The 21000-nt window shown below is 54.9% G+C and carries 16 protein-coding genes and 1 pseudogene; 5 read left to right on the forward strand and 12 right to left on the reverse strand.

Annotated elements, in window-relative coordinates:
- Positions 1 to 142 precede the first annotated feature (142 nt).
- Positions 143 to 1231 carry a polysaccharide lyase gene (locus MK323_09195; protein ID MCH2482335.1) on the reverse strand — a complete coding sequence of 363 codons (1089 nt, stop codon included), beginning with the start codon at positions 1229 to 1231 and terminating at the stop codon, positions 143 to 145.
- Positions 1232 to 1472: 241 nt separating this feature from the next.
- Here MK323_09195 and MK323_09200 point away from each other — a divergent pair, with 241 nt between their 5' ends.
- Positions 1473 to 2246 (forward strand): glutathione S-transferase N-terminal domain-containing protein, encoded by a 774-nt coding sequence (locus MK323_09200; protein ID MCH2482336.1) that lies wholly within the window; start codon positions 1473 to 1475, stop codon positions 2244 to 2246.
- Positions 2247 to 2392: 146 nt separating this feature from the next.
- On the forward strand, positions 2393 to 3388 hold the full coding sequence (locus MK323_09205; GenBank protein ID MCH2482337.1) for a pyridoxal-phosphate dependent enzyme: 996 nt from the start codon (positions 2393 to 2395) through the stop codon (positions 3386 to 3388).
- Between the two features lie 108 nt (positions 3389 to 3496).
- On the opposite strand, the gene MK323_09210 is transcribed toward MK323_09205, so the two are convergent.
- From MK323_09210 to MK323_09220, 3 genes are all read right to left on the reverse strand, one after another.
- Positions 3497 to 4108 carry an aspartyl/asparaginyl beta-hydroxylase domain-containing protein gene (locus tag MK323_09210; protein MCH2482338.1) on the reverse strand — a complete coding sequence of 204 codons (612 nt, stop codon included), beginning with the start codon at positions 4106 to 4108 and terminating at the stop codon, positions 3497 to 3499.
- Positions 4109 to 4294: 186 nt separating this feature from the next.
- Positions 4295 to 4675, reverse strand: a complete 381-nt coding sequence (locus MK323_09215; protein MCH2482339.1) for a hypothetical protein — start codon at positions 4673 to 4675, stop codon at positions 4295 to 4297.
- A 216-nt stretch (positions 4676 to 4891) separates the two neighbouring features.
- Positions 4892 to 5737 (reverse strand): class A beta-lactamase-related serine hydrolase, encoded by an 846-nt coding sequence (locus MK323_09220; protein MCH2482340.1) that lies wholly within the window; start codon positions 5735 to 5737, stop codon positions 4892 to 4894.
- Positions 5738 to 5824: 87 nt separating this feature from the next.
- Between MK323_09220 and MK323_09225 the strand changes: the two are divergent.
- Positions 5825 to 6643: pseudogene (locus tag MK323_09225) on the forward strand (phytanoyl-CoA dioxygenase family protein).
- A gap of 46 nt (positions 6644 to 6689) precedes the next feature.
- Entirely contained in the window at positions 6690 to 7475 is a 786-nt protein-coding gene (locus MK323_09230) for a methyltransferase domain-containing protein (GenBank protein MCH2482341.1), read from the forward strand.
- 78 nt (positions 7476 to 7553) lie between these two features.
- Here MK323_09230 and MK323_09235 read toward each other — a convergent pair whose 3' ends face one another.
- The 4 genes from MK323_09235 to MK323_09250 are packed head-to-tail and all read right to left on the reverse strand — an operon-like array spanning position 7554 to position 10748.
- Complete coding sequence (locus MK323_09235) at positions 7554 to 8855, reverse strand: FAD-binding oxidoreductase (GenBank protein ID MCH2482342.1); 1302 nt, start codon at positions 8853 to 8855, stop codon at positions 7554 to 7556.
- A gap of 58 nt (positions 8856 to 8913) precedes the next feature.
- Positions 8914 to 9834 (reverse strand): phytanoyl-CoA dioxygenase family protein, encoded by a 921-nt coding sequence (locus MK323_09240; GenBank protein ID MCH2482343.1) that lies wholly within the window; start codon positions 9832 to 9834, stop codon positions 8914 to 8916.
- Between the two features lie 40 nt (positions 9835 to 9874).
- Positions 9875 to 10303, reverse strand: coding sequence for a cupin domain-containing protein (locus MK323_09245; GenBank protein MCH2482344.1), 429 nt, complete (start codon positions 10301 to 10303; stop codon positions 9875 to 9877).
- A 16-nt stretch (positions 10304 to 10319) separates the two neighbouring features.
- On the reverse strand, positions 10320 to 10748 hold the full coding sequence (locus MK323_09250; protein MCH2482345.1) for a heme-binding protein: 429 nt from the start codon (positions 10746 to 10748) through the stop codon (positions 10320 to 10322).
- A 136-nt stretch (positions 10749 to 10884) separates the two neighbouring features.
- Between MK323_09250 and MK323_09255 the strand changes: the two genes are divergently transcribed.
- A complete protein-coding gene (locus tag MK323_09255; GenBank protein MCH2482346.1) occupies positions 10885 to 15354 on the forward strand; it encodes a DEAD/DEAH box helicase in 4470 nt (1489 codons plus the stop codon).
- Here the strand turns inward: MK323_09255 and MK323_09260 are convergent.
- From MK323_09260 to MK323_09275, 4 genes are all read right to left on the reverse strand, one after another.
- The gene (locus MK323_09260) at positions 15351 to 15917 is read right to left on the reverse strand and encodes a 2'-5' RNA ligase family protein (GenBank protein ID MCH2482347.1); all 567 of its coding nucleotides are present in this window, start codon (positions 15915 to 15917) and stop codon (positions 15351 to 15353) included. The genes MK323_09255 and MK323_09260 overlap by 4 nt on opposite strands.
- A gap of 90 nt (positions 15918 to 16007) precedes the next feature.
- Positions 16008 to 17900, reverse strand: a complete 1893-nt coding sequence (locus MK323_09265; protein MCH2482348.1) for a hydantoinase B/oxoprolinase family protein — start codon at positions 17898 to 17900, stop codon at positions 16008 to 16010.
- Between the two features lie 25 nt (positions 17901 to 17925).
- Positions 17926 to 20310: a hydantoinase/oxoprolinase family protein gene (locus MK323_09270; protein MCH2482349.1), complete on the reverse strand. Its 2385-nt coding sequence runs from the start codon at positions 20308 to 20310 to the stop codon at positions 17926 to 17928.
- A gap of 45 nt (positions 20311 to 20355) precedes the next feature.
- The gene (locus MK323_09275; protein MCH2482350.1) at positions 20356 to 20997 is read right to left on the reverse strand and encodes an isochorismatase family protein; all 642 of its coding nucleotides are present in this window, start codon (positions 20995 to 20997) and stop codon (positions 20356 to 20358) included.
- Between the last annotated feature and the right edge of the window lie 3 nt (positions 20998 to 21000).

A 21000-nucleotide genomic window follows, 5' to 3' on the forward strand; every position in this document is an offset into this window, starting at 1 on the left:
TTGAATACGGCAATCTTTGAGAATGCTCCAACGCCCTGGGTGATCTCAGCACTGAAGCGGTTACCCCGCCCCAGGACATCCTCAACCGAGACTTTGATCGTGGGTGAGGTGGTATTAAGCGTCGTGGCACACATCGATGACGTCAGTCAGAACTGGTACGGCCTTCACCGTGACCATAATCACAGTAATGCCGCTTACCCCAGGTGGCTTTCGACTGACCACCTGGATTGGCATTATAGGCCGCTAATAAATCACCGTATTTGTCAACATAGGTTTCTAGACTAGTATTTTCTGGGTCAGTTGCGCCCGGACCAGGACCTGTTGTTTGCGTACCATTTCCACTAGCACCGCCAGTGTATGGTTTTACACCATTGGTATTACCATCACACGCCATAAACTGACTGACGCTCTGACAACTATTACCGCGCATCAATTCATCGTAATAAACTACTTGAGTTGGCCTGCCAGCGCCTGCTCTATTTACCTGTGGTGCGTAGATACCAAAACGAAACATAACTGGATCGCTATTCACCATATTACGACCTCTGCGATCTACTTTAAGCACTCCGTTTACCCAAATACGAAATATGCCATCAGCACCCGTACTCCATTTGGCATAGACGCGAATGTCATTCCATTTATTTGAAATTTGACTTTTTGGAATAATAACTTTTGAACCGCGCCAGCCTTCAAACTCATCAAAGTTGACTACCATACCTCGATTTGCATCCATATTAAAAAACGCAAGTTGGTGGCCATCATTCCAAGTTTTAAACTGGCCATGGACAGGCGCAACGGATCCGCCTAACCATTGATAGTTCTGATGATACACACTCCATGCGTACCACCGGCTATTACCGGGGCGATCACCTACTTCAGACCCTAACTCGACACGCTCGCTATTCCAGGCGCAATCAGCACCACCGCAATATCCTGTCCTTCTTTCGAACCGAATACTTTGTGCACCTGCCCTACGAGGATGACCGCCACCTACTACTCCAACATGCCATGGAGTCCTTGGATTATTGGAATGTGTCCAAAACTCCCCCCAAGAACCTGATCCATTATCTTCTGACCATCGTGGTGAGTGGGTTTCCCAATCCGATTCCCACCAGTTTCCTGCCTGCGAGGTATTCACTGCTGCCAGAATAATCAGACCGACCAGCGCCGCTATCGCGACTCGTCCGGTGGTTCTGAACAGGCGTCGTGTTGTCCTGGTTGCGTCCGGCATTCCTAAGCCCTGGCCTTAAAATCCATGAAGTCTGTGCACTTGTCAGATTATTTCTGAGTTTCAACGGCCCGTCCAGAGATTGCCATTGCCTCAGTGAATAATGGCTTATTTGCTCGTAATTTGGGTGCTCTGACTCGCAACACACTGCCACTGATCGCGCCTAAGATATTCCACAACCAAGCTGCCTATAATTATCGACAACAGGACAACCCTTTAAACAAACAGCCAGATTGGGACCACCATGCCAGTACAGAAGCCATTGCAATTGATCTATCACCCGGCCAGCAGTGCCTCGATGCGGGTGACGCTGTACCTACGGTGCCGCGGCATAGCACCCGGTACGGTTGAACTTGTCAGTACCGGACTCAAAACGGATCACCGCGGAATACTCGTGTTTACGCTGCCCGATAACCATCCGGAAACACTGCGGCTGGGCACCAACGACCTTATCGCCTTAAACCCTGAAGGTCGGGTGCCCATCTTGCTGCTGCCAGGCGGACGCAAGATGACACAGTCCGGGCCGATTATCGACCTGATCGAGTCAACTCTCGCACCTGATGACGACATGGCTTTGCTGCCGACCGATCCCTGGCTTCGCGCAGAGGTCCAGCGCATCATGTGGATCATCGCTGCCGACACACAGCCCTATCAGAACATTCCGTTTATCATCCAGGCCATGGGTGAATGGGGAATGGTCAAGGCGGACCCCACCCGCCACCCATTGCGACTGCATTTCATCCGCCGCGAGTTCGGTGCGATCGAGAATCTCCTGACGCGGTGTGCCGGCAAGTTTGCGGTAGGCGATTCAGTTACACTGGCTGACTGCTTCCTGGTGCCTCAGATACGAAATGCCCTGCTGGCTGAAATCGATCTCCCTTCTGAATTTCCGATTCTCTCAACTGTCTGGAACAATCTGCTCGACGTCCCCGAGGTACAGGCAGTACTAGACGATGCTGGCGGCATTGTTCAACCCCTGGTTTATGACGCTGAACAATTCGAGGTGTACAACGCATGAAAACCATTGATTGGTTTAAAACATCATTTCTGTTTTCCGATAAATACCGTGCGGCGTGGACCTGGGCGGGCTGCATTCTTCTGGCCAGCTGCCTTGCACTGACAATCTATTTTTCGTTCTAAGCGAGAAGACAGCTTTTCTGCCCGATGAATCCCCATGCACCCCTGACGCTGGAAGAATTCCAGCACGCTCAGAACAATATTCGCGGTGCCGCGGTACGCACACCGTTGGTTCAGTTGAATGTCGACCTTGCGGATACCAAGATCTATCTCAAGCTTGAGAATCTGCAGCCGATCGGTTCATTCAAACTGCGCGGTGCAATCAACGCGATGCGCAGCACTGACCCTGAAAGGCTTAAAGCGGGTGTGTGGACTGCAAGCATGGGCAACATGGCTCAAGGTGTCGCCTGGGCAGCACGTGAGATGGGCATCAAAGCAACTGTGGTCGTGCCCGAAGATGCGACCAGATCAAAACTTGCCGCAATGGAAGAACTGGGCGCATCCATCCGGACAATTCCCCGGGACGCCTGGTTCGACCTGATCTTACACAGTCACGACTACCCTGGCATGGTAGGGCTTTTCATTCACCCAGCGAGTAACCGTGATGTCATGGCGGGCCAGGGCACCATCGGTCTTGAAATCCTGGAAGATCTTCCAGACGTCAATGCTGTCATTACTCCGTTTGGGGGCGGTGGGCTCACCGCCGGCGTCGCCTCGGCGATCCAACTGCTTAAACCGTCCACCCGGCGCTATGCGTGTGAACTGGACACCGGGGCACCCCTGGCGCCATCACTCGCGGCTGGCGAACCCGTAACCATCACCCCCAAACCCGCACCACGCTATGCCTCGGGCTTCAGCGGCGCACCGTCTGTTGCGGAAGAAATGTGGCCCATCCTGAGTAGCGTCGTCGACGGTTCACTATTGATGTCGGTTAACGAACTGGCCACCACCATCAAACTGCTGGTTGAACGCAATCACATCGTCGCCGAGGGCGCGGGGGCAGCAGCGGTTGCCACCGCCCTGGCTGGCCGTGCCGGTACCGGCAAGATCGCCTGCGTGGTCTCAGGCGGGCACATCGATCTTGATGAACTCAACCAGATTCTGAGTCCCTTTGACCTTACGTCACCTCAGACCTGTTACTAAAACAAAAAATATCAAAGGGATGTATCTCCTAACTCAGTGGGAATCTAGCTCGAGTCGATGGCCCTAGCCAGTACACCACACATTACTTGCAGTTGCACACCCTCGTGCTCAACACACCAGTGTGGTGCCATCTGCGTCGATAATTTTCTCGCCTGCCAGTACATAGTCAACAATCAGGTGGATACGATCCTCGCTGCCGCCATTGACAACGCCGTGTTCCCGTCGATTGTTGATCTCCCAGAGTTCACCAGGTTTCATATGCACCTCGGTATCACCCACTGAAAACAGGTTCTGTTCATTGGTAATGATCGGCAGATGCATGCGGTGTGATTTTGATAGCGTCTCACCCTGGTCAACATGGTGCGGTATGCTGCCATTGGTTAGAAGTTTGACCAGGATCATACGGATGAAATAACCCCGACCATGCTTCTTCCGCAGGCGCTTGGCTTTTAGGGACTGCTCGAACTGTCGCCGGATGAAGGTTTCAATTGGCTCCAGCAGCTCTTTGTAGGTCTGATATGACGAATGGTAGGTGGGATCACGATGACGGCCGTCTTCGTCCATGATCAGCCGAATGGTTTGCGTCTGCTTGTGCACCTCATAAGTTTTCTGGCGAAAGGCATCAGCGGTCCAATCCGCGTCGGTAATTTTCGCCGCGTGCTGTGCAAACCGAGTGACGTCTATGTCTCCGATTTTCCTCAGATCGCCGTCAAAGTTCATCGCTTCCCCTCACAACAACCAATTACTTCATTCTACGAAACCCAACGATCAGCCTACCGACAGATATCTTAAAACTCCACAATCGTTTCAAGTAGCAGTATACCTGGTTCGTTCATTTTGATTACCCACTGTGCGCTGATTACAACGCGTAACTTGATGACGGGGGATATTTCTGATTAGAAGAACCTAAAGCGCACTCTCCCATTTCCCTTCCGTATAAGTACCCGCCACGGTCCCCCACTGGCTATAAACCGTGCCAGTCCACTTTCGGTTGTTCTGCCAAGCACCCTCAAAGCGAAGTCCGCCAGCCCACGTATAGACACCGTGCCCGTGGAACTTGCCACCCCTGAACTCGCCCTCGTAGCGCTCTCCACTGGCAAACTTAAATACCCCCTGGCCATGGTATTTTCCCTCGTGAAACGCCCCTTCATATTCATTGCCGTTTGAAAAGAAGTACGCACCCTGTCCATGGAACTGGCCATTCTGAATCTCTCCCACATAACGATCCGCATTGGCAAAGGTCTGTGTAATCGTCTCAGCAGCGGCTATCGGTTTAAGGGCACTCAATAACACACATCCTACGCATAGGCTAAGGAATACAATCGATTGAATGCTCCGGATGGCCATACTGCTATTGTTTATCGGTTGTCGCAATTGTCAATTCTGTTGGCCTGTCATCGCTAAGGCGAAACGCCTTTATCGCTGTACTCGACAAACATCTCCGCCAAACCTGTTGGATCGATCAACATCGGCTTGCATGTTCCTCATTAATCCATTTTGTGCTTACAACAAAAATTCATCCCAACACAGACGCGACAACCGGGCTGTCAGATCATAAGCCACGGTATGGCCCGGCTCGCCGGTCGGTAGTTCAGCGGGTACGTTGTCGGTATAGGCGCTGATCAGAAACAGCGGCCTATCCCCGGCATAGACAATACCGGCATCGTTATAATTCTTAGCTGTAGTTCCGGTCTTATGCGCCACCTTGGTTCCTAAAGGCAAGCGGGCGGGTATCCGGTTACGCAGTCGCTGCCAGCTCAGAATATCGATTGCCAACTGGCATAAGTCCGGTGTACATCCCAGTCGACCAGCGCTGGCCTCATCAACTACACCCTGCAATATGATTTCGAGCAGGAGAGCGACATCTGCCGGTGTGGTCGAATTGGTCTTGTCGGCCGGTAGATAGCCGGCCATACCGGCAGGCGGTATACCGTATCGATGTACCGTATCCACCATACCGATAGACTGGCACAACACATTGATCAATTCGAGACCTACCAGGTCCGCAACTGCGCCGGTGCATGTGTTGTCACTCACGATGATCATCATCACCAGAGCGTCCTGAAGCTGAATCACAAAATCACTCTGTAAATGTTGAAAACACCCGGAATCGTTGTTCTTAAATCGAGATGCCATGGTCACCGGCTGGGACAGCGAGAGCTCGCCCTCATTCACCGCCTTGAGCGCTGCCATCATGATCGCAATCTTGCGGGTACTGGCCGATGGCACCACAGCGTTACCATGACGTTCCAGTACAGCACCTGTTCGCAGGTTCTTGACGTACCAACCCGTGTGAAACGGCTGTTCATCACATAACTGGTTAAGTTCATTTTCTAGGGTGACTGACATGAATTCCAAACCTCTTGTTCTTTATCTGATCTATGACCTCAGTTATCCTAACCCAAACCATAAGCAAAATAACTTAGGTAGTCGAGAATGACTGCATCACAACAATCAGCGCAAACGCCCCTGCGCCGCCTGACCGAAGCCCAGGTCGAGCAGTATCAACGGTGCGGCTATATAAAGAATCTGTCGGTTATTGATGCTTCTAAGATTTCGACGCTCCAGGCGTCATTTGAGGAACTGGCCGCACGACTACCCGATAGCACCGATATCAATCAGGTCAATTTGTGGCACAAGTACAGCCGCACGTTCTACGATCTTTCCCGCCACCCAGCCATTCTGGATTATGTTGAAGACCTGATCGGGCCAGATTTTTTCCAGTGGGCCGGTCAGTTTTTCGTGAAGTACCCGGGAGATGGATCCGAAGTGCCCTGGCATCAGGATGCACAGTACTGGCCACTTTCCCCGCAGCAGACAGTTTCGGTCTGGCTCGCGGTTTACGATACGGACACCAACAATGCAGCCATGCAGGTGGTATCCGGCAGTCACCGCCGAGGACAGTTTGCCCACCATACAAACAATAACCCCCATCTTGTGCTGAATCGGGGAGCCGATATCTCAAATTGACAACCCGAAGACATCGTTACTATCGACCTCAAAGCCGGAGAAATTTCGCTCCATGATTCTGGTCTTTTGCATGGTTCAGGTCCAAACCAGTCGCAGCATATGCGCTGTGGTATGACGATGCGATTCTCCCCGACCCGCGTGCAGGCTGATCTTTCTGAATGGCCGACGTTCGAGGCCTATATGGCACGCGGCGTCGACCGCCTGCACTTGAATCCGCGGGGGCCCGTCCCGACGGGCGAAGATTATCCAGTGCGAAAATTTCAACACTCATCAGAGTTTGGGTAAGACTCACCTGGCCACTGCCGACAACACGGTAAGTCATAAATCCACGATGGGCAGTTCAGTTAACCGTTATGACCCTAGAAATATCGAGACCATGGAACTGGTCTATGGCAAGGGATACATGTCGGCCGGCGGTGACGCTGAGGTCGCACGAATAGTGACGGGCATCAAAATTCGTAACCGCCAACTGCTGGACATCGGCTGCGGACTGGGCGGCGCTGCTATCTCGCTGGTCAAAGACCATCATGCGCGTCATGTGGATGCCCTGGATATCGATGACGATATCATCAGACGCGCAGGTGAACTGATTGAAGCAACAGACATGGACGATCGTATCACCCTGACACGGTTTGACGGCGGTGCACTGCCTTATCATTCTGACCAATTCGACGTGATCTATCTCACAGCGACCAGCTGTCATCTAGAGGATTTGTACGGCTTTTTTTCCGAGATCCACAGGGTATTACGCTGCGGGGGCTGGGTGGTCGGCGGCGAATGGTTCAAGGCAGCAGACAATTCTGCTTACAGAGATTGGGACTCCCTGCTAAGGGAAAGAGGCCTTAACTTCTATTTTGTCTGCCGGTCGCATTTCGAAACAACCCTGTCGAAGAGTGGCTTTGGGTCAGTGTCTGTCGTCGACCGAACCCAGGCAACTACAGACCTTGCCCGAGGCTACCTGGACCGTGTGAAAACAGAACTCAAAGACACGCTACGGGCAAAACTTGGGAACAAGGACCTTGAGGCTTTTCTCAACTGGACCCGCGGGCGTTACGAATGCTTTGCCAATGGTGGTATGGCTTACGGACATTTTCGAGCGTTCAAAGTTGAAACCTGACCTGGGGTTCGGGTATACCGGTGCACTTCAGCACCAGCCACTAGAGAAACGTTCCCTTAAGCGTGGTGGCAAAAGCGGTTACGAATAGGCTGCATCCTGCCGGTCGTACCAACGCATCGCGAGCGGGACAAACCACGGATTTCCCGTGTACAGAGGGTGACTGCGAAACGTACGATCCGCAAATACAGTTGAAGCTTCTTGCAAACCCAGTACCTGTTTCGCTGCCTTGTCACCGAGGTAAGTGCCCATCGGCAGTCCGGCAAAACAGTACCCCAGCGCATAGTGCAGCCCATTGTGCATGCCCACATGCGGCCACAAATCAAATGTACCCGCACATTGTCCACTCCAGATACGCGAGAGTTTTACGTCACTCAATTCGGGGAAGATAACATCCAGACGGCTCTTCAGTTTTTCGGCTTTCGTGGATAATCGGTCAACCGGGCCACCGGTATAAGCGCCCATGAGCAGACGAGGTTGATCCGGCGCCTGGCGTATATACACCAGGTTGTTGTTGTAATCATGAAAAGTTCGGTTGTTGGGCAGAATCTGGGTAATCACATCTTCGGACAGAACATCGGTCGCGATCATATAACCGTGAAAAGGGATGACCCGGCGCCGCAACCAGGGTACGGCACTGTCGGTATACCCATTGGTGGCAACAATCACATCTCTAGCCATCAAAACACCCCGTGGCGTATCAACTTGAAAACCGGTCCCATCAGGACGAACAGCAGTCACCGGTGTATGACCGATTATCTGCACACTGGCCGACCGTGCAGTGTTCAGCAACCCCAGATGGTAGAGCCCGGGATGAATACTCCCGAGGTCTGGAATCAGCGCTCCCCCGACATAACGACCGGCCCCAATCTCTTCACTTTGCTCAGATTCAGAGATCATCTGAAACGGGTGACCGAGATGTTTGCGTCGCAACTCGAGTTCATCGGTCATCAATACCCGCTGCTCGGCATTCAGGGCGCCCATGAACCGGCCACAGCGCGTCAGGTAACAGTGTATGTTCTCCCGCGCTACCAGTTCGAACACAAAATAAAACGCGGCATCGAGTTCCCGGTACACCTGCACTGCGTAGCCAAGACCATAGGCTTGTAGCAGCGAACCAAAACTGTGCTTGAGCGTTCGCCCGACAAAGCCCGCATTGCGGGAACTCGCACCATGACCCAGTGCTTTTGCTTCCAACACCACGACGTCGCGTCCTGCCCGGGCGAGTGTCAGCGCGGCAGACAGGCCGGTAAACCCGGAACCCACCACGACGACATCGGCCCTGTCCGGAAAATTGTCCATCGTGGACTGCGCTGGCCGCGGTGCAGCATGCCACCACCATGGTTCCTCTATATAGTCGTCCGCTAAGAGATGATCATCCATCACAACTCAGTCTTCAGCGTCTACGCCAGAACGTAAACAAACACCGAAACCTACCACACTAATCGGTATCCACGTCGTAGTAGCTCGGAGGCCCCTTTGCACTATGACTCACATGAAAACGGGATAACGCCGCAACCTGTTTGACCAGTTCCGGAGGACCGAGATCACTTTGCGCCGGATCACGAACCCCATGCAGATAGTCCTTGGGATCCATATGGTCCACAACGCCCAGACTGCTCGAACCCAACGAATAACCGATCAGTTCCTGAATCTGGTCCGGCAACTGCCGAGCCAGTTCCGGCGGCACAGCCATATACTGGTTCTCTTCCTGCCGCAACCAACCCAGGTTGTAATGCAAGGCTACACCGCTACGCGGACTCTCCGCGCGGTTCGCACCGCCGCCATGAATCGTATTTCCAGTGTAAATCAGTACTGAACCCGCAGGCATTTCAGTGGCCACGACCTCCTCAGGTTCTGGCACCCGGTCGTTGGACCAACGATGGGACCCCGGGACCAGGCGCGTGCCACCATTCTCCCGGGTGAAATCACTGAGCGCCCACATCGTCGCCACGGTCAACGGAGGACACGGACTCGCAATCGGGTAGACCCCAATATCACGATGCAACACCTGCCGGGTTTCGCCCGGCTCAAGGTGCATCACGCCGGTATAGTGCACACGATAGCGGACACAATGAGGCAACAAGGCGTCGTCCGCGACCGCCAGTATCGTGGGGTGAACCAACAGAGTCTGAACCGCAGTCGACTTCGCAAGCAGCGCCCCAAACCGCTTGGTGAGCTTGCCATAAAACTCTTCGTGCCCGTCATGCGCTTGCGCAAAATAGGGTGCCAGATCGGCTTTTACGGCAGCAACCGTATCGGCATCGACCGCATCACGCACGACAGCATACCCATCCTCAGCAACCGCCGCAGCAACCGTTTCCGGCCGCGCATCTCCTGCAAAAGTGTTCTTCAGTTCCATCGCAGTCGTTCCTTTTAGAGGTGTCTTTTTAAACAGCTTACTAGTCCACCGATCCGACGGGGGGCAATTTTTTCCCACCGGCCAATATATCGAGTATCCAATGTGTCGCTGGCGAATACACATCGATAAACACAGCCGTTTCATCACCGATGATTTGACCGCCGTGGGGCACATTGCCGGCTGCATACCAGCCGTCGCCAGGGCCGATTTCCCGGGTCTCATCGCCCACCGTCAAAAGAATCCGTCCGGTCAGCAGCAGGCTGAACTGCTCATGCGGATGGGAATGCATGGGGTAGATCGATCCAGGCTCATAAACCGCGCGGATCAGATGCATATGTTCACCGCTGATGATCTGACATTCACTGCCATCCTCATCAAACTGGTAGCGATCGATATCCTCCCAGCTGAAAATTTGCCCGGCAAAGATTTCAGCACCATACGAGTTTGTTCGATTTATCTCGTTGTTCATTTCCAAAAGCCTTCGGCTAACCCGTGTCGCTGACCAGATCCGCTGCGGCAATACCGTAGACAGCGGCTGCTTCGTCGTTATCCGACGTATCACCCGAGATACCCACCGCGCCCAAGAGGGCTCCAGCCTCGTCGTGGATCAGCACCCCACCGGGTACGGGCACAAAATTACCCTCAGCCAGGCCGTTGATCGCCTGAATAAAGTAGGCCTGCTGTTCGGCGCGCGCCATCAGCGCCCGCGTGCCCATACCCATCGCAATGGCCGCATTGGCTTTCCCCTGGGCAATCCGGGCCCGCAACGTACTGACACCATCTTCAGACAACACCACAACCAGGGTGGCTCTTGGATCCAACACCACCACACTGACGGGTTTTAAAGCCAACTCCCTCGCTTTGGCCAGACTGGCCGTAGCAATGGTCTGGGCCTGTTCAAGCGATACGGACATCCTCAACCCCTCAATTTTGATTTAGTTCGGCACGATGATAACCGAATCTATCGTGCCCCAAGAACCGGGTGTTCCGCACTCTACGCGGCAGTTTGAATACTCATCCAGTGAGCCTCATAGGCACTACAATGCCTTGATGCCTCTTTCCCATTTTCATCCGGCCGTTGCACGCTGGTTCAACAGCCAGTTTGATCAGCCCACCGAAGTACAGGCACAGGCCTGGCCCGCCATCCAGAGTGGTTCACACACTTTGATGGCCGCGCCCACTGGATCCGGCAAGACCCTGGCTGCCTTTCTCGCTGTCATTGACGAACTGGTGCGCGACGGTGAACTGTTCGGCCTGCCCGATGAAACCCGCATTTTGTATGTGTCTCCACTCAAAGCCCTGTCTAACGATATCAATCGAAACCTTGAAGCGCCACTGCTAGGTATCACACAGGAATTGCCCTTACCCAGTCCACTGTCGATCCGATCGGCCGTACGCACCGGCGATACACCTCAGGCTGAACGCGCCAAGATGCGCCGGCAACCACCGCACATCCTGGTCACGACCCCGGAATCGCTCTTTATTTTTCTGACCTCCGAGTCCGGTCGTCGGATACTGCAGACAGTGCGCACTGTCATTATTGACGAACTGCACGCGGTGGCTGGTAACAAGCGCGGAGCGCACCTGTCTCTATCGCTGGAACGCCTGGACGCCCTGTGTGTCAAACCTCCTGTTCGTATCGGGGTCTCCGCGACCCAGAAGCCGATCGACCACATGGCGGCTTTCCTGGTCGGCAACCGTCCCGGCAATGATGAGTGTCGGATCATCGACACCGGTTTCGTGCGTGACCGGGACCTTGCCATTGAACTGCCGCCATCACCCCTTCAGCCTGTCATGCCTGCCGAAGTCTGGGGCGAGATCTACGACCGCCTGGCTGATCTCATTGCCGAACACCACTCCACCTTGATTTTTGTCAACACCCGCCGCCTGGCGGAACGGGTCTCCCGGCACCTGGCGGAACGCATGCAGGAACGCGGACTCCCTGCCAGTGGCGTCACGGCACACCATGGCAGTCTTGCCCGAGACCACCGTCTTGATGCCGAGCGGCGTCTTAAGAATGGTGAACTGAATGCACTGGTAGCCACAGCTTCACTCGAACTCGGCATCGATATCGGCGCTATTGACCTGACCTGTCTGCTCGGCTCGCCCCGGGGCATTGCCACCTTCCTTCAGCGCGTAGGTCGCTCTGGCCATGGCGTTAAGGCCCTCCCCAAAGGTCGCCTGTTTCCACTATCGCGCGATGATCTAATGGAATGTACCGCCCTGCTGGATGCTGTGCAACGCCAGGAACTCGATGCTATTCAACCGGTTAGACCCGCCTGGGATGTTCTCGCCCAGCAGATTGTCGCCGAGGTCGCAGCCGAGGAATGGCATGTCGATGAGTTGTATACCGTACTGTGCCGTGCCTGGCCCTACCGGGAAACAACCCGCGAGCGGTTTAACGAAATTATCCAGATGCTGGCCGACGGGTATACCACCCGACGGGGTCGGCGTGGGGCTCACCTGCATCTGGACGCGGTTAACGGCCGCGTGCGCGGCAGGCGCGGTGCGCGTCTCACTGCCATAACGAACGGCGGCGCAATACCCGACCAGTTCGATTATGACGTTGTACTGCTGCCCGAGGAGTTCCCCGTTGGGTCGCTGAATGAGGATTTTGCATTCGAGAGCCTCCCCGGTGATATCTTCCAACTGGGCAACACGGCATACCGCATCATCCGAATCGAACTGGGTAAGGTCTATGTCGAAGATGCGAAAGGACAGTCCCCCAGCATTCCATTCTGGTTCGGCGAAGCCCCGGGCCGCAGTGATGAATTGTCGCTTGCGGTGTCGAGACTTCGAGCACAGCTGGATCACCAGCTCAGCGCAACGAAAGACGGCATAGACCGAACTAGAGATTGGCTGCAGCGCACGATCGGCCTGACTGCGAGCGCTGCAGAACAGCTCGCGGAATATGCTGCCCTGGCCAAAGCCGCACTGGGCTCCCTGCCGACTCAGCGGCACATCGTTCTTGAACGATTCTTTGATGAGATCGGTGATACGCATCTTGTCATTCATTCGCCGTTTGGTTCTCGGCTGAATCGTGCCTGGGGTCTTGCGATCCGGAAAAAATTCTGCCAACGATTCAACTTTGAACTGCAGGCCGCAGCATTGGAAGACAGCATCATCCTTTCACTGGGTCCGACCCACAGTTTTCCGCTGATTGAAGTGGTTGACTATCTGCGGCCACACAGCGTACGAGAGGTGCTGATTCAGGCTTTGCTCAATGCGCCCATGTTCCCAGCCCGCTGGCGCTGGGTCGCGACCACAGCACTTGCAGTCCGTCGGAATCGAAACGGCAAGAAAGTGCCTCCACAGTTCCAGCGCAGCGATGCTGAGGATTTACTGGCTGTGGTCTTTCCAGACCAACTCGCCTGTGCCGAAAACATCACCGGCCAACGCGAGATTCCTGATCATCCGCTGGTGGCCCAAGTGCTGTCCGACTGCCTGACCGAACTGATGGATGTCGACGGCCTGGAACGACTCATAGGTCAGCTCACTGATAAAGACGATTCCACTGACCCGATAGAAATAACCGTCCGTGAACTCGCCAGCCCATCACCACTGGCGGAAGAAGTGATCACTGCCCGGCCTTATGCCTTCCTCGATGATGCACCGGCCGAGGAACGCCGGACACAGGCGATACGCAACCGCCACCTGTTTAATATTGAAGACGCTGCCCAGCTCGCCGAGCTCGATCCAGTTGCAATTGAGGCTGTACGTACTGAGGCCTGGCCCGATCCAAGAAACGCCGATGAACTCCACGATGCACTGGTGCTATCCGGGTTTCTTGAAACGGGCGAGATCCGTGAGTCACTGCCTGACTGGTCCAAGTTTTTCCTGCAACTGGTACTCGACAAACGGGCAACCGCAGTGTTGCTCGAGTCGGGAACCGTACTCTGGGTCAGTGCAGAACGCCTGTCACAGCTGACCCGGTGTTTGACCGGAGGCTACTCGCTGCAACCTGTAATCACGCCTGTGGGCACCGGGACTGAACAGCAGGAAGATCCGGAGACTGCTGCGGCACAGGGACTGGTTGAAATTATCAGAAGCCGGCTCGAAACGTTGGGGCCCGTTACCGCCACAGCACTGGCCAAACCCCTGGATATAGATAAAGGACTTGTCAGTCGAGCGCTGCTGACGCTTGAGATCGAAGGATTCGCCATGCGAGGACTGTTTCGCGTCAACTCCATCAGTGCCTGTGAAACCCGCTTTGGCGACAGCGAAGAATGGTGTGAACGTCGTCTGCTGGCACGCATCGGCCGCTACACCATCAGAACCCTACGCAAGGAGATCGAGCCGGTATCCCCTGCCGCGTTCATGCGCTTTGTACTGCATTGGCAGGGTCTTTCCGGTGAACGACAACGCGGGCCTGAGGCACTGCGCGACGCACTCTATCGATTACAAGGTTTTGCGGCCCCGGCCGTGGCCTGGGAATCATCCCTGTTGCCACACCGAATTTCGGCATACAGTCAGAACCAGCTTGATCAGTTGCTCACCGCCGGTGAGTTTATGTGGTTGCGCCCCTTTACACCGGTCAAAAGTACACGCCGTGTTGGACCGGTGCGTAATACGCCGATCATGTTTTTCGAGCGCAGTCAGATCCAGAACTGGTTGCCCTGGATCACACACCCTGACCTGACGGCCGGCAAGCTGACGGATTGGGCCTCGCTGTCGAGTCAGGCCAACTGCCTGCGGGATGTGCTGTTGTCAAACGGTGCATCATTTTTTGTCGATTTGATGTCGATGACCGGCCTGTTAAGAAGTCAGCTTGAAGAGGCCCTGGCGGAACTTGTCGCCTGGGGCATCGTCACGTCGGACAGCTTTGCCGGTCTGCGCGTACTGATTACACCCTCGTCTAAACGGCCCGGAGCCGGGCGCGGCCGTCGAAACCGCAGCAGAACGGTCGAAACGGCCGGCCGCTGGTCTCTGGTTGAACTGACACTCTCCCATCAGACCGCACTCCCCGACGGATCCCAGGATAGCGACCCAATAGCACCTGTTCAGAATGTCGCCATCGAACCCGAACAGATCGCCGTGGCTTTGCTCGACCGTTACGGGGTCGTGTTCCGGGCACTGCTGATTCGTGAACACCGATCACTGCCGCACTGGCGGGAATTGACCCGTGTCTTCCGCCGGCTCGAAGCCAGAGGTGAGGTTCGCGGCGGTCGTTTCGTCAACGGATTCAGCGGCGAACAGTTTGCGTGGCCGGAAGCAGTAGAACGCTTGCGCGAGTTCCGGGATCCGAACAATCAAACTGGCACGGCACGGCCCGTGATCGTGTCTGCTGCAGACCCATTGAATCTTCATGGCATCACCACACCGGGAAACAGGATTGCCGCGGTGTCTGGCAATCGTCTGCTCTACAAAGAAGGTGTCAGTATCGCTCAGCTGGTTGCGGGTGAATTCCACTGGCAGTTGACACCCGATCCCCCGGCTGAATGGTCCGCCCGACAGTTGTTGATTCGAAACGACCCAACCACAGCGGTTGTCACCAACCTGCCTCGAACCGTTTCGAGTTAGGCGCGAACGTCGGCGTCTTCTTGCCTGAACGGAAAGTCGGTCTCTGCTGACCAGCCTTTCCCATTGTGCTGCAGTAAGGTAATACCGTCGGCTGTGAACTGGTCGGCAAAGGATTTGTGTTCAACCTCATCCCACAGCGACTTGAAGTGACACCGAATCAGATCGCGAAATGCGATGGTGACGTGCGGATGAAAAGTACGCAACGGCTGTTCGTCAGGGCCAACGATCTGATTTTGGATCAGTGTTCTGATCAGGTCATGTCGAACTGTGGACAGCATCTGGTTTTCAACAACACTGACAAATACCGCCCGGGGTAAAAAACAGCCAAAACCATTCAGTCCCACGGGGAAAGGCAGGTACACCGACGCAAACTCAGCCAGCACCTGCTTGAGATTCGCGACCTGATCCAGCGGCTGTCGAAACGGTGGCTGCAACGTGATGTGCGGCGGTGATCGGAGGGCTGCACGGCTATGGTAGGCCGTATGTGCCCTATGCTGCAGAGTCCTTACCGCATCCGCTACCGGCGATGGCAGTACCACAGCAATGTAGTAGAGCGCCTTCAAACCCGATACGACCAAGAATACCCTTTAGGCGGCAAGGTCAACACCAACTGCAGGGGATGACTCTTGACAACTGATAACCGTCCGTTAATTTTAGCCGGCAGCGTCACCTGCCGATCGCGTGACCCACTTCTGAAACACCGGTGTCCTGGGTGGCTCTAACGTGGTGTCCGCCTTGCAACGCGCTTTGAGTTCCTCAACGGTTCCGCCAAAATTGAATAAATCTACCTTGCCCCGTTCTGACGCCATCTGGCGGCGGAGATTCGCCGTCGCAGACTCATCCACAGACAGGTCGGACTGCAGCACCACGCCATAGCGTCGGCTACCTTCCACGCTCACCAGACCCCGTTGCACATCGAGGGAGACTTTTCCAGCGTCACGTTCAAGCGGATCACCCCATCCACCACCACCCCAAGTATTGAAATAAAGCGTATCACCTACCGATACCTTTATCCGATCACATTTGGATTTCATCCATTCGTTTTTGCCATCCGCCCGAACCATGAGCTTGTTGCTGCGCTGGCCCGGCAGACCGCCTTTCACACCCCAGGGATGGGTCAACCAGCGATCATCATGGATCGAGATTTCACCGGGTTCCAGGAACTGGTAACCCATCGATAAGCCATTGCCCCCGCGATGCAGTCCGGGACCGCCACTGTCGGGTATGGTTTCATAAGTGACGATCCGAAGCGGAAAGTACGCTTCCAGAAACTCATTGGGGACGTTGGTAAAGGCCGGCCAAAGCGAATGGCCATCGGGGCCGTCACCTGCCGGGCGGCCCGGTATGCCGCCGAAACCGATCTGATAAAGCTGGTACCACTCCCCATTACTGTCGTAGCCGGAATACATGAAATGTGGGCTATCCGAGAAACCAGCCGCACAGAGCGCATCCGGCGATCCCTGGCCCAGCAGGCCACTCATGATGTCAAAGATACGGCCCAGCATATGGGTGCGCGAACTCAGTGCCGCTGGACGAATGGGTTTAAGAATAGATCCGCGCGGTATTCGTACATCAACCAGATCATAAAACCCATCGTTGAACAGAATTTGTGGATCGAACAGATTGATAAAAAATGCACCCAGAAACATCTTGAACATTTCTTCATTGAGCAGAAAATTGACCGAGCTGATGGATTGCGGGTCGGTACCTTCGAAGTCGAAGATGACTTTTTCACCTTCCCGCCACATCGTACAGCTGACTTTATAAGGCCCCATCCCCATGCCGTCGTCATCGATGTAGTCCTCGAAATGCTGCTTTTTCTCGGGGATGACCATATTCAGGATCGCACCCATGGCTCGCTTGTTCCGGTCGAGCATTTCCACCATGGCAACCACCAACTCGTCGACCCCGAAGCGGTTCGCCATCTCGAGCACCCGGCGTTCAGCCAGTCTCAGTGCGGCTACAAGGGCATTGAAATCAGAACGGTTCCAATCAGGCAAGCGGCAGTTTCTAAGAATAAGTTCGAGTATCTCGGTATTCAACTCGCCATTTCGAATGATCTTGACCGGGGGTACCTGTATACCTTCCTCAAACACCTGTGCCGCATCTGTCGGCAGACTGCCCGGCACCTTGCCCCCGATATCGGTCATGTGGCCGAACATCGCTGCCCAAGCCACCAGGCGTCCGTCGATATAAATTGGCATCATCATCAACCAGTCATTGAGGTGACTGACCGCCCCATTACAGGAGTAGGGATCGTTGGTCAGGAAAACATCTCCCTCTTCGATAGTGCCGTCATAACCCTGCTGGAACCCCCAGAAAAACGAGCCAAACTGACCAACCACCATCTTGCCCTCATGATTGGCAATCATGGGGAACGCATCATGCTGTTCTCTAATACCGGGTGACATCGCGGTACGAAACAGCACAGCATCCATCTCACTGCGTGCGTTTCTGAGGGCGTTCTCGATAATATCGAGCGTGACCGGATCAACTGTTATGCTTTGAAACGGGGTCGTATTACTCTGTATGACTTGTGCAGGCATTAGTTGTTCTCTCAGGGCCCGAACATTAATCCGGCCGGATCAGCAGATTACCCACCGGGTCGACTTCGCCGGTACATCCCGGAAGTACCAATGTGGTTGAATCCATTTCGGTAACAATCGCAGGACCACGCACACGATCACCCGCTTTCAGAAGCGCCCGGTCGAAAATTGTTGCATCGTGGTGCTGGCCTTCGTAGTACACCTTAGACTGCGCGTACTTGGCCACGGACGGATCACCGTTACCGCTCACTAGCATCTGTGCTTCCGCTGCACTTTCACTACCTTGGACCAGGGCACGCAGAGTGTAGAGTTCGCGCTCAGCGTCGAGCGCAAATGTAAACAGCTGTTCGTGCATCGAATCGAACCGTTTCCCCAGTTCGTCAAGACCGCCGGACTCAAAATCCTCTGGCGAGATCTCGACTGTGAGCCGCATCCCCTGTCCCGAATAGCGGAGGTCAATCTGGTACACCGTTGACTGATCTGACCTGGCCACGCCCTCGGCGTCCAGGGTTGCCGCAGCAGAACCCGCGAGTTCCTGAAGAATGCCCAGTGTTTCGGCGTCACTCGTCTCTGAAAACCGTCGAACAAAGGTGCGCGATGCTTCATCACGGACGCGGGTTGTCGCATCACCGTAAGCGCAGAGCACACCGGGTCCTGGTGGGATGATCACTGGCCACGAATTCATCAGTTTTCCCAGTGCGTTGGCATGCAGTGGCCCAGCCCCGCCAAAGGCGACCAGCGCAAAATCCCGCGGATCAAAGCCCTGCTCGACAGATACGAGCCGCAAGGCACCAAACATGTTTTCGTTGACAATGTTAACGATACCTTCGGCAGAATCATGCAGCGACAAACCCATTGCCTTGCCAATGGTCTCAACGGCAGCCTCGGCCTTGCCAGCGTCCATATCCATTTCACCGCCGAGTTTCGCACTCTCAGGCAGATAGCCCAACACCACGTTGGCATCCGTAACAGTGGGTTCGGTACCCCCTTGACCATACGCTGCAGGACCGGGTTCCGCACCCGCACTCTGAGGACCAACACGCAGCGCTTTGGTGAGTTCCGGCACATAGGCAATCGATCCGCCCCCGGCGCCGACGCTGCGCACATCGATCGATGACGACCGCACCGTCACATCAGCCACCCGGGTTTCACGCCGGGCACTGGCAACACCGTTCTGGATCAGTGCAACATCCGTAGAAGTTCCCCCCATATCAAAACTTAAAAGGTCGGTGTATCCGGCCTGCCGGGCAATCCAGATCGCGCCCGAGACGCCGCCAGCCGGCCCGCTCATCAGAAGGTTCACTGGTGTTTCTTTCGCGGCTTGGGCGGATGCCAGACCACCGTCTGATCGAAGAATATGCAACTGCATGCCGCTCATCCTTCGATTGAGTTCTGCTTCGAGGTTCTCGATGTAGGTCGACACCACCGGTCTGATATAGGAGTTGACAACCGTGGTCTCGGTACGTTCGTATTCATACATCTCGGGCACAACTTCAGATGAAATAGAAATCGGAATGCCTGGAAATATGCCATCTGCGATCTGACGCACACGTTCTTCGTGCGCACCATTGGCATAAGAATTCATGAGCGAGATTGTCAGTGCTTCTATCCCTTGCTGTGAAAGAGCCGTTAACGACTGCTTGAGCGCTTCTTCGTCCAATGGCTGGACGATCTCGCCTTTGGCCCCGATTCGCTCGTTGGCCTCTATGGTCAGCTCGAGGGGCGCCAGTGGCTCGCTCTTGTTAAAGATCACCCAACCGCCCAAACCGCCCGGTACATATGAACGAGCAATCTGGAGGACTTGCTTGTAACCCTTGGTGGTGACCAGGCCGACACGCGCACCGCTGGCGGTCAGCACCGTATTCGTGGCCACCGTTGTACCGTGCATCACGTGACTGATGTCCGCTAAAGACACGCCGGCCTGATCACAGACCCGTTCTATACCGTTCAGCACACCGATTGAGGAATCCTTTGGCGTGGACGGTACTTTCGCGGTAAAACTGCGCCCACTGGCTTCTTCAATCAACAGGATATCCGTGAACGTACCACCGACATCTGCACCCAATCGATAACCCGACTGACCCGTGGCACGTGGACGCGAGACCTGTGAGCGCTCCGCTGCGACCGGTCTTTTCGATTCACGCGTACTCGGCTCGCCGCGGGCCGTAGTCGAATCCTGATGGCGGGCTTCCTCCGCCCGAGACGGGACAGCGGGAATGGTCTCCCGGGCTTGGGTCGTGTCTGTCTTCTTCGGAGACTCAAAGGACCTTGACTCTCTCTCAGTTGACTTCTTCGCTGGCTCACGTGAGCGTAAATCCTGTCTGCTCCGTGCCAGCTCAGCAAAATCATCTTTTGCTTTTCGCAACTGCGCATCAAACCACTCAGTGGACTTTCGGGAATCTTTACTCATGATCGGGTGGTGGTTAATGAATTGCTGTTCTTGTTGGCCACACAGTCACGCCTGGGAGGCGCTCCACGCTCTGATTCGATCGATTGCGTCGTCTGCTGTGGTCAGATCACAATAACGCCGTTCCACATCTCTCAGATTATCCCGGTGAGGACCTTCCGCCTGATCGCCAACACAATCTTCCGGTACCAGGGTTCTGAATCCCCACTGAAAACAGTCGACGATCGATGCCCGTACGCAACCGGACGTTGTGCATCCCACCACATACACCGTATCGACCGATTCTTTATTAAAAAACGCTGCGGCCGGTGTCTGAAAAAACATCGAAGCACCTGATTTCCGCATCGCCACGTCGTAATCAGGGACATAGGTTCGAGGATCAAGCTCTGTCGCTGCCCGCCCTTCGATCAGATCTTCCATCACTGCGGATATCTTCCAGTACGGCATATCTCGTTTCGAATTATAGCCCGTGTAACAGGTTGCAACGGGCACACCATTCTCGCGGGCAACAGCAAGTAATCGCGCTGAATTCTCCACAGCCCGCTGGACCAGTGGCGACCCACCGAGCGTATACGACGGGTCAGTAAATCCAAGCTGGAAATCAACCACAGCAATACCGGGTTTGCTACCGAAACCGATGGTCTCGCTGCCATAGGAGCGTTCGCTGTAGACATCCCGCTGATCAGTCATTCT

Source organism: Gammaproteobacteria bacterium, from assembly GCA_022450155.1.
Classification (GTDB): Bacteria; Pseudomonadota; Gammaproteobacteria; order Arenicellales; family UBA868; genus REDSEA-S09-B13.

Coding starts and splice junctions, on each gene's coding strand:
- MK323_09195 (MCH2482335.1), bottom strand. CDS start 1,231: ATGCCGGACGCAACCAGGACAACACGACGCCTGTTCAGAACCACCGGA.
- MK323_09200 (MCH2482336.1), top strand. CDS start 1,473: ATGCCAGTACAGAAGCCATTGCAATTGATCTATCACCCGGCCAGCAGT.
- MK323_09205 (MCH2482337.1), top strand. CDS start 2,393: ATGAATCCCCATGCACCCCTGACGCTGGAAGAATTCCAGCACGCTCAG.
- MK323_09210 (MCH2482338.1), bottom strand. CDS start 4,108: ATGAACTTTGACGGCGATCTGAGGAAAATCGGAGACATAGACGTCACT.
- MK323_09220 (MCH2482340.1), bottom strand. CDS start 5,737: ATGTCAGTCACCCTAGAAAATGAACTTAACCAGTTATGTGATGAACAG.
- MK323_09230 (MCH2482341.1), top strand. CDS start 6,690: ATGGGCAGTTCAGTTAACCGTTATGACCCTAGAAATATCGAGACCATG.
- MK323_09235 (MCH2482342.1), bottom strand. CDS start 8,855: ATGGATGATCATCTCTTAGCGGACGACTATATAGAGGAACCATGGTGG.
- MK323_09240 (MCH2482343.1), bottom strand. CDS start 9,834: ATGGAACTGAAGAACACTTTTGCAGGAGATGCGCGGCCGGAAACGGTT.
- MK323_09245 (MCH2482344.1), bottom strand. CDS start 10,303: ATGAACAACGAGATAAATCGAACAAACTCGTATGGTGCTGAAATCTTT.
- MK323_09250 (MCH2482345.1), bottom strand. CDS start 10,748: ATGTCCGTATCGCTTGAACAGGCCCAGACCATTGCTACGGCCAGTCTG.
- MK323_09255 (MCH2482346.1), top strand. CDS start 10,885: ATGCCTCTTTCCCATTTTCATCCGGCCGTTGCACGCTGGTTCAACAGC.
- MK323_09265 (MCH2482348.1), bottom strand. CDS start 17,900: ATGCCTGCACAAGTCATACAGAGTAATACGACCCCGTTTCAAAGCATA.
- MK323_09270 (MCH2482349.1), bottom strand. CDS start 20,310: ATGAGTAAAGATTCCCGAAAGTCCACTGAGTGGTTTGATGCGCAGTTG.
- MK323_09275 (MCH2482350.1), bottom strand. CDS start 20,997: ATGACTGATCAGCGGGATGTCTACAGCGAACGCTCCTATGGCAGCGAG.